This window comes from Muriicola sp. (genome assembly GCF_041567615.1).
Lineage (GTDB): Bacteria > Bacteroidota > Bacteroidia > Flavobacteriales > Flavobacteriaceae > Muriicola.
Window position 1 is genome coordinate 1 of the sequence record NZ_JBFGBM010000110.1, and the last position, 8,978, is coordinate 8,978.

General features: G+C 49.8%; 9 protein-coding genes. 5 read left to right on the forward strand and 4 right to left on the reverse strand.

The genetic code is table 11. The features are described from left to right. The 4 genes from ABYP73_RS08635 to pheS all read left to right on the forward strand — a co-directional run. On the forward strand, nucleotides 1–1,363 hold a 1,363-nt coding region (locus tag ABYP73_RS08635; protein ID WP_372974050.1), incomplete at its 5' end, for a SulP family inorganic anion transporter. 11 nt (nucleotides 1,364–1,374) lie between these two features. Next, the gene (locus ABYP73_RS08640; protein WP_372944525.1) at nucleotides 1,375–2,001 is read left to right on the forward strand and encodes a carbonic anhydrase; all 627 of its coding nucleotides are present in this window, start codon (nucleotides 1,375–1,377) and stop codon (nucleotides 1,999–2,001) included. A 105-nt stretch (nucleotides 2,002–2,106) separates the two neighbouring features. Further along, nucleotides 2,107–3,984: a SulP family inorganic anion transporter gene (locus ABYP73_RS08645; protein WP_372974051.1), complete on the forward strand. Its 1,878-nt coding sequence runs from the start codon at nucleotides 2,107–2,109 to the stop codon at nucleotides 3,982–3,984. Nucleotides 3,985–4,071: 87 nt separating this feature from the next. After that, nucleotides 4,072–5,091 (forward strand): phenylalanine--tRNA ligase subunit alpha, encoded by a 1,020-nt coding sequence (pheS, locus tag ABYP73_RS08650; protein WP_372944527.1) that lies wholly within the window; start codon nucleotides 4,072–4,074, stop codon nucleotides 5,089–5,091. A 4-nt stretch (nucleotides 5,092–5,095) separates the two neighbouring features. On the opposite strand, the gene ABYP73_RS08655 is transcribed toward pheS, so the two are convergent. The 3 genes from ABYP73_RS08655 to ABYP73_RS08665 are packed head-to-tail and all read right to left on the reverse strand — an operon-like array spanning nucleotide 5,096 to nucleotide 6,721. Continuing rightward, nucleotides 5,096–5,599, reverse strand: coding sequence for a YciI family protein (locus ABYP73_RS08655; RefSeq protein ID WP_372974052.1), 504 nt, complete (start codon nucleotides 5,597–5,599; stop codon nucleotides 5,096–5,098). Then, entirely contained in the window at nucleotides 5,584–6,060 is a 477-nt protein-coding gene (locus ABYP73_RS08660) for a CYTH domain-containing protein (RefSeq protein WP_372944529.1), read from the reverse strand. The genes ABYP73_RS08655 and ABYP73_RS08660 overlap by 16 nt, the downstream gene beginning before the upstream one ends. Next, a complete protein-coding gene (locus ABYP73_RS08665; RefSeq protein WP_372944530.1) occupies nucleotides 6,053–6,721 on the reverse strand; it encodes an NAD(P)H-binding protein in 669 nt (222 codons plus the stop codon). Before ABYP73_RS08665 ends, ABYP73_RS08660 begins: the two co-directional genes overlap by 8 nt. A gap of 28 nt (nucleotides 6,722–6,749) precedes the next feature. Between ABYP73_RS08665 and dinB the strand changes: the two genes are divergently transcribed. Beyond that, complete coding sequence (dinB, locus tag ABYP73_RS08670) at nucleotides 6,750–7,847, forward strand: DNA polymerase IV (RefSeq protein ID WP_372974053.1); 1,098 nt, start codon at nucleotides 6,750–6,752, stop codon at nucleotides 7,845–7,847. Between the two features lie 5 nt (nucleotides 7,848–7,852). On the opposite strand, the gene pyk is transcribed toward dinB, so the two are convergent. Next, on the reverse strand, nucleotides 7,853–8,978 hold a 1,126-nt coding region (gene pyk, locus ABYP73_RS08675), incomplete at its 5' end, for a pyruvate kinase (protein ID WP_372974054.1).

Consider the following 8,978-nt stretch of genomic DNA (forward strand, 5'->3'; position numbering starts at 1 on the left):
ATACCAGAACTTCCTGATGGCTGTCGTTCTCGGTGGAGCCATACAAATTCTTTTCGGCGTCTTAAAAGCCGGAATTATTGGGTACTATTTCCCATCGTCGGTGATCAAAGGGATGCTCACCGGGATCGGGATCATCATCATCCTCAAACAGATCCCGCATTTCTTCGGCTATGATGCCGATCCGGAAGGAGATTTGGCCTTTATGCAGGTTGACGGGGAAAACACCTTTTCTGAGATCTTCAACGCACTTAAATATATCAGTCCTGGCGCAACAGCTGTTGCCGTCCTGGGCCTGGGCATCCTGGTTCTCTGGGATAAAGTGCTGATCAAAAAAGCGAAGTTCTTTCAACTTGTACAGGGACCTCTGGTAGCAGTCATTGTGGGCATATTGTTCTATGCGATTACCAAAGACAACTCGTACTGGGGAATTTCAACGGATCACCTGGTAAAAGTACCTATTCCGGAGGATACGGCTTCGTTTCTGGCTCAGTTCAGTTTTCCTAATTTTTCAGTCATCACCCAACCGGAGATCTGGATTACCGCCTTTACCATTGCCCTGGTAGCCAGTCTGGAGACCTTGTTATGTGTAGAGGCCACTGACAAGCTCGATCCGGAAAGACGCGTAACCCCGACGAACAGGGAACTACTCGCCCAGGGAACTGGAAATATGATTTCTGGGTTTATCGGTGGATTGCCGATCACTCAGGTAATTGTTCGCAGTTCAGCTAACATACAATCGGGGGCAAAATCCAAATTGTCTGCGATCATACACGGGTTTTTCCTTCTGATCTCCGTGATCCTGATCCCACGGCTTCTCAACATGATCCCCTTGTCAGTCCTGGCAGCCATCCTCTTTATCGTGGGGTATAAACTGGCCAAGCCTGCCTTATTCTTCAAGATGTATGACCTGGGCTGGAAACAATTCATCCCTTTTACGGTCACGGTCCTGGGGATCATTTTCACAGACCTGCTGATAGGAATTGGATTGGGACTCGGGGTAGGGATCGTGGTCATCCTGATCAAGAGCTACCAGAATTCCCACTTCCTCCACATCCAGGATAAAAGCAACGGGTTCCATAAAATAAAGATGACCCTGGCTGAAGAGGTGACCTTTTTTAACAAGGGAGCGATCCTTAAGGAATTAGAAGGTCTCCCCAAAGATACGTATCTTGAACTGGATGTGAGGAATACACGCTTCCTGGATTACGATATCATTGAGATCCTGGATGATTTCTCCTACAAGGCCCTTGAACGCAATATTCATATAACACTGATCGCCGAAAAAGGTACGGTGGAAAATCCTGCGAGGTTCATGGACTATATAAACCTCAGGCCAAATAATAATAAGAGAAAAACCGCTTAAAGAAACCTAACATGAAAATAGAACACGTATTCAAAAACAATGAAAACTGGATAAAGGATAAATTAAAGGTCGATGCCGATTTTTTTAACAAGATGGGCAAAGGTCAAAATCCTGAAATGCTTTATATAGGATGCTCAGACAGTCGGGTCACCGCTGAAGAGGTCATGGGACTGGGGCCCGGTGAGGTCTTTGTCCACAGGAATATTGCGAACATGGTCATCAGTGTCGACCTGAATGTGATGTCAGTGGTAGAATATGCCATACAGCACCTGAAAGTGAACCACGTGGTGGTTTGCGGCCATTACGGATGTGGTGGGGTCATGGCCGCCATGCAATCCGCAGACCTGGGCCTACTCAATCCCTGGTTGAGAAATATCCGGGACGTGTACCGCCTGCACAAAAAGGAGCTCGACGCCATTGCGGATGAACATAAGAGGTATGAGCGCTTAATAGAACTGAACGTGCAGGAGCAATGCGTAAATCTGATTAAAACGGCAGCTGTGCAGAAAGCCTACCGCGAGCGAAACCTCAAGGTCTACGGCTGGGTTTTCGACATTCATTCGGGGGAACTGATCGACCTGAAGATAGATTTCGAAAAGATCCTGTCGAATATCATGGAGATTTATCACCTGGATTGACATCACCCCCCCTTCCTGTCTAATTTATTGAAAGCCAGTATACTTTACTGGCTTTTTGTTTGGGGAATTGAGTATCTTAGAAGGGACAACCGATTTGACCTTTTAATGAAATCCCTGTTTGCGAATATTCGGGGTGACCTCCTTGGAGGGATCACTGCCGGGATCGTCGCACTTCCCCTGGCCCTGGCCTTTGGGGTTAGTTCCGGTCTCGGACCCAGTGCGGGTCTGTACGGGGCCATCTTTATCAGCTTCTTTGCAGCACTCTTCGGAGGGACGCCTACCCAGATCTCAGGGCCCACAGCCCCCATGACCGCTGTCAGCATGATCGTTATTGCCGGGATCATCGCAGTGTACGATGGCAGCGTGGAAAAGGCCCTCCCTGCCATCCTTACCGTATTTCTGCTCAGTGGCTTTATGCAGATCGGGTTGGGAATTATCGGTTTAGGGAGTTATATTCGATATATTCCATATCCCGTGGTCTCAGGGTTCATGACCGCCATCGGACTCATTATCATCATCACCCAATTACTACCCGCCCTGGGTTACTACCCCAAAGAGGACAGGAACTGGGTAGAACCCTTCAAACCACAGGCTGAGGAACTGATCCTGGAGAACATACTGAGGGAAGAGGCCGGGGAGGGGATCCTCGTGCTGGAGGATTTTCACGAGACCATCTCCAGGGCAGGAGAAATCACGGAAGGGGAGATCATGGAAGAGGCACAGGTCCTGGCCGCAAAGGAAGCATCTGGGGTTATAGGGGCCTTTAAAGTCTTGCCCAGGGCACTTCGCGATATAAAGTGGACTGAATTTATCCTGGCACTGATCACGGTGGTGATCATATTTGGATTCAAAAAAATCACCAATAAATTGCCGAGTACCCTGGTGGGCCTGATCCTCGTTTCGGGGGCAGCCTTTGGCCTTGGGCTCGATTATCGTCCTATTGAGACGATTCCCGAGGGATTTCCCATCCCATACCTCGAGATCATTACTGAATTCCGCTTGCAGTCCATAACCCCATTTGTATTTACGGCCCTTACCCTGGCCTTGCTGGGATCCATTGACTCCTTACTCACCTCCGTAGTGGCGGATAATATGACAAAAACTAAACACAATCCCAACAAAGAGCTGGTCGGGCAGGGAATTGGTAACAGTATAGCTGCTGTATTTGGAGGTATCCCGGGAGCGGGAGCAACCATCAGGACCGTAGTCAATATCAACGCCGGGGGGAAGACAAGACTCTCCGGGATGATCTCAGGCCTCCTTTTGATGGTGATCCTGCTCGCCCTTGGCCCGGTAGCGTCACAAATCCCTGCAGCCGTGCTTGCAGGCATTCTGATCACCGTAGGGATCAAGGTGATGGATTACAAAGGCCTTAAAGCCATTCCCAGCCTTCCCCGTGATCTAAAAATAGGTCCCTTGAGGATGAGTATGGAGGTCATTATCATGATGGTAGTCCTTGTACTATCCACGCTGTGGAACCTGGTATACGCTGTGGGTATTGGCCTGGTCATAGCCTCTCTGATGTTTATGAAAAAGATCGGGGACCTTACCGCTAAGCGCTCAGAGATCAGGTCGGTGGCCACCGAGAAAGCCTGGGCAGATGAAAAGGGTTTTCCCAACTTCCTGCGGGAAAAGGTTTTTATAAAACACATTAAAGGGCCTCTCTTCTTCGGGACGACGAGTGATTTCCAAATGCTGGCCGACCAGATCCCGAATACCGCATCCACGGTAATCATCCGCCTGGGAAGGATGCAGTATATGGACCAGTCCGGCCTCTACGCAATGGAAGATGTCCTGCAAGATCTGAGAAGTAGGAACATCCGCGTTCTCTTTGTCAGGGTATTGGATCAGCCGAGATATCTGATGGAGCGGATCGATATCATTCCCGGTCTGGTTCCCCATGAGCATATTTTTGAAAGCTTTGGCCAATGCGTGAAATACGTATTGAAAAACAACGAACACACAACCCATGACCCAGATTGATGGCCAACCCCAAACTTTGCTGTAAGGGGTGCCGGTGAAATCCAAAAAACACCTATTTTTGAACGCGGGAAACCAAGTATACCTAAAATGATCGACCAGCTCAAGGAACATATTAAGGAAGTTCAGGAATTCACTGCGGCATCTGAGGAAGCCGTGGAGGAGTTCAGGATTAAATACCTGGGTAAAAAAGGAGTCCTGAACCACTTTTTCAGTGAATTCAAGCAAGTTCCGAACGACCAAAAAAAGGAATTCGGGAAGACCATCAATGAACTGAAAGTCCTTGCGGCGGAGAAGGTCAGTTCGCTCAAGGCATCCCTGGAAGCTAAGGTAGGTCAAAAGTCCATATACGGAGACCTGACCCGTCCCGGAGAGCCCCTCGAATTAGGATCAAGGCATCCTATCTCCATCGTAAAGAACCAGATCATCGATATCTTCAGCAGGATAGGGTTCAACGTGTCTGAAGGACCTGAGATCGAGGACGACTGGCATAATTTTACCGCCCTGAATCTGCCGGAACACCACCCGGCCAGGGATATGCAGGATACGTTTTTCATTCAGACGGATCCGGACCTCCTTCTGCGGACACATACCTCATCGGTGCAGGTTCGATACATGGAGACCCATAAACCTCCGATCCGGACGATCTCCCCAGGCCGGGTGTACCGGAATGAGGCCATCTCGGCACGTTCCCATTGTTTCTTCCATCAGGTGGAAGGCCTTTATATAGACAGGGATGTTTCCTTTGCAGACCTCAAACAGACCCTGCAGTTCTTCACGACCGAACTTTTTGGGAAGTCCAAGATCAGGCTGCGGCCGTCTTATTTCCCATTCACGGAACCCAGTGCAGAGGTGGATGTGTATTGGGGGCTGGAATCCGAAACGGATTACCGTATGACCAAGGGTACGGGATGGCTCGAGATTATGGGTTGCGGTATGGTTGACCCCAATGTCCTGGACAATTGCGGCATAGACTCCAAGGAATATTCCGGGTTCGCTTTCGGGATGGGTATAGACAGGATCGCACTGCTCCTGCACCAAATCTCGGACATCCGACTGCTCAGCGAGAACGACCTGCGCTTCCTGGAACAGTTCAAAAGCGCATTTTAAGAAATCACCTAAGGGGAAAACCCTTGGCAGCCCACCAGGGGTGGATCTCAATGATGAGATAGCCTGCTTTAACAAATGGGTCCAAATTGGCGAGGCTATCAGCCATTTCCAGAGTAGGCGTATTGTAGATTGTAATCCCTCTGATATCCCCATCATCCCCAAAAGGTCCTGAAATATCAGCGTATCCCAGGTTGTACATCCGGCCGAGGTGCTCCAGGTGAAGGGGCTGCAAACTGTCTACTACTTTCTGGTCCTGGGACCTGTTCGGACCTCTTTTCAGGAAGGCGATAAAATACTGCTGCATCAGGAGTGTATCTGCCGTCTTTGAGTCGACATAATCAAATACCTGGTATCCTTTTGCCGTGAGTTCCTGTTTTAGTTGGGCCCTTGAGATTTGCGGCTCTTCCATTTGGATATGAAGCCCCTTGTCTGAATTATTTTTCTCCCCACAGGAGCATAAAGAGACTAGTAAAGAGAGAAGGCCATAACAGATCAGGTTTCTTTCCATGCGGAATACGGTTTTTTACTGAGCTGGGAATTGTAATATTTAGGGTCCCCTGTTACCTCCTCCCCAAGCCAGTCGGGTTTTACAATGATCTCATCTATTTCCTGCATTTCGATCTCGGCAATGACCAGGCCTTCATTGGCTCCTCCGAACTCATCAATCTCGATCAGGTGTGAATCACTCCTCACAAAGTATCTCACCTTGCTGATCACCCCCGGTTCACAGATTTCCAGCAGGGCCCTGGCCTCCGTGGCCGGTATTTCCCGTTCCCATTCAAATCGGGTGATCCCTTCGGCATCCGTCCTGCCTTTGACAGTGAGAAATCCCTGTTCGCCGCTCAGGCGGATCCTGACGGTACGATCGGGATGGGTATTGAGGAAGCCCTGAATGATCTCCTCTTTTTTTTCGGCTTCATCCCTGTATGCACGAGACCTCACCAGGAATTTTCTTTCGATCTCAATCATGGGCAAGGCTTTTTATGGTATCTGAAACGATCCTGTTTTCCGAATGTCCTTTATTGGCAAGCCGGATCATGGCCGCAACGATATCCGCAGCCTCGATCGATTTGTATTTCCGCAAAGGTCCTACCATGAAAATGTCCAGTACTGAAAAGAGTTTCCTGGCAATCCATTCCCCTGGCCTGCTCTCCTCCCGTGGCCCCTGGATCAGGGCAGGTTGCAGTATAAAGGTTCGGTCTATCCCTATCCCCAATACGGCCTCCTCCATCTCCCCCTTGACCTGGTTGTAAAAGATCCCACTTCCCGGATCGGCCCCCAGGGCAGAAATTACGAGGAAAGTATCTATTTCGTTCTCTTTGCACAATCGGGCTGCCTCTACAGGGATCCCGTAATCCACAGCCCTGTATTTTTCCTTATCAGGACTTTTTGCCCTGGTCGTGCCTATACAACAATAGACCTCATCTCCCTTAAAATGCGGTTTGAAATCCGATAGCGACAGAAGATCGCCCAGGTGCACCTCCAATTTTGGATGCTCCTTCCCGACTGGGGACCTCGTAAATACCTTTACACATCCGTACCTGGGATCCTCCAGGAGATCTTCCAGCAGGATACCGCCGGTCAGTCCGGTCGCTCCCAGGATTATGGCGGTTTTCAATGGCTGGCCCATAAAACTAAGATATGACTTAAATTTGTTTATGCCGTTCGATTTCCCCATCCGGAAAATAATCCATGTAGATATGGATGCGTTCTATGCCTCCGTTGAACAGCTGGACAATCCGGAATTAGAAGGAAAGCCTGTCGCCGTTGGGGGTGGGGCCAAAAGAGGAGTAGTTGCTGCCGCGAGCTACGAGGCGAGAAAATTCGGGGTGCGGAGCGCCATGAGTGGGGTTCTCGCTTCAAAGCTGTGCCCCGACCTCATTTTCGTAAAACCCCGGTTCGATCGCTACAAGGAGATCTCGTTAAAGATCCGTTCTATTTTCTTCGATTACACCGATAAGGTGGAACCCCTCTCCCTGGACGAGGCCTACCTGGATGTTACCCACAATAAGACTGGCAACCCCTCGGCCTCCCTGATCGCCAGAGAGATCAGGGAGCGTATTTTCAGGGAAGTGGGTCTCACTGCATCCGCGGGCATTTCCATCAATAAATTCATCGCCAAGGTGGCCAGCGATATTGACAAACCGAATGGGCAAAAGACCATCAACCCCGAAGATGTCATCCCGTTTCTCGAGACCCTGGATATCCGTAAGTTCTACGGCGTAGGTAAGGTGACGGCAGAAAAAATGTACCACCTGGGCATTTTTACGGGCAAGGACCTGAAGGACAAGACCCCCGAGTTTTTGGAGGAACACTTCGGGAAGAGTGGAATTCACTATTACGAGGTGGTCAGAGGGATCCACCACAGTGAGGTCAGGTCTCACCGAACCCCAAAATCCCTGGGTGCGGAACGGACGTTCAGCGAAAATCTCAGCAGCGAAGTATTTATGAAAGACCGCCTGGGGCATATAGCCGAAGAATTGGCAAGAAGAGTTGCCCAAGCAGGCACTTCTGCCAGGACGGTCACCCTGAAGATCAAATACAGCGATTTTACATTACAAACCCGGAGCCGGACCCTGCCCTATTATATAGGTGCCAAGGACCTGATTCTCGACACGGCCATAGAGCTCCTCTACCAGCAGCCCCTGGAAAATTCGGTGCGACTACTGGGGATCTCCCTTTCCAATCTCAAAGGGAAGGACGCCTCCCCCACCGAGGAAAAAAGCGTTTCTGTACAACTCAGATTTGAATTGTAACTTCTTTAGAAATTACAGGAATCTATTTCGGTGACCCTGAGGGTATTGACCATCCCTTTAGCCTTGATAGGCATAGCGGCCAGGCTGATCAGCATATCCCCTGCTTCCAGGAAACCCTTTTGACATGCTATGCGGTTTACGTCCTCAATGGTCTCGTCCGTGGAGACGAATTTGTCGTAATAGAAGGCCTTAACTCCCCAGAGCAGGTTCAGCTGGGTCAGTATTCTTCTGTTGGATGTAAATACCAGGATATGGGCACTCGGTCTCCAGGCGGAGATCTGGAAGGCGGTATACCCACTGTTGGTAAGGGTTGAGATCGCCTTGGCCTTTATCTCGTTGGCCATGGTAGCTGCGTGAAAACACACAGCTTTTGTAATATACCTCTTGGTCCTGATATGAGGAGGCTCCTGAGGCACTTTGATGAGTTCTGATCCTTCCACACTGCTGAGGATACTCGACATTTTTTCAATGACCTGAACGGGATAATTCCCCACAGAGGTCTCCCCGGAGAGCATTACCGCATCGGCTCCATCCATCACGGAATTGGCCACATCGTTGACCTCTGCCCGGGTAGGCGTAAGGCTGGTGATCATAGTTTCCATCATCTGTGTGGCAATGATCACGGGAATCCTGGCCCTCTTTGCCCTGAGAACAAGGGTCTTCTGTATGAGCGGGACTTCCTGTGCGGGCACTTCCACCCCCAGATCACCCCTGGCGACCATGAGTCCGTCGCAATAGGAAACGATCTTATCAATATTTTCTACTGCCTCCGGCTTCTCGATTTTGGCCACGATGGGAATCTTGTGTTCGGAGTGTTCTTCGATAAGGTTTTGAAGGTCGATGAGATCCTGGCTGTATCGGACGAAGCTGAGGGCTATCCAGTCTACTTTCTGGGAAATGGCAAAAATGGCATCCTTGATATCCTTCTTGGTCAGGGCAGGGAGAGATATATTTGTATTAGGCAGGTTCACCCCTTTTTTGGACTTCAATGGTCCACCCTGAATCACTTTGGCCTGTACCTCATCCTTTTTGTTGGTCGCCACGACCTCAAAGATGAGTTTCCCGTCATCGAGGAGGATGCGCTCTCCCGGGTTTACATCCCTGGGAAATTCAGCGTAGTTCATATAGACC